This window comes from Bacillus sp. SIMBA_074, from assembly GCF_046534555.1.
GTDB lineage: Bacteria > Bacillota > Bacilli > Bacillales > Bacillaceae_G > Bacillus_A > Bacillus_A mycoides.
Genome location: NZ_JAWRYM010001165.1, coordinates 1 through 239, shown reverse-complemented (window position 1 = coordinate 239; position 239 = coordinate 1). Strand labels below are relative to the sequence as shown.

Here is a 239-nt window from a genome sequence, read left to right as displayed (position 1 = left end):
CAATTTTTTATAAAGGGCAGCATAATTAAAAAGTTTCTTTACGACCTTCATGCCTTCACCTCCGTTCCTTCATCAACCTGCTGCCGCTCGTATTGCTCCCTATACCAGCCATTATCCTGCAGTAAATCTTCGTGAGTCCCCTCTTCGATGATCTCTCCGCCATCCAACACGATAATCCTATCCGCGTGCTGAACGGCTGATAAGCGATGGGTTGTGATGATTGTCGTTTTCCCTGCCCG

Annotated in this window: 1 pseudogene; it reads right to left on the bottom strand. The window is 47.3% G+C overall.

Going from position 1 to position 239, the window contains the following annotated elements:
* Positions 1 to 47 precede the first annotated feature (47 nt).
* A pseudogene (locus SB773_RS34405) lies at positions 48 to 239 on the bottom strand (multidrug ABC transporter permease/ATP-binding protein); the annotation flags it as partial.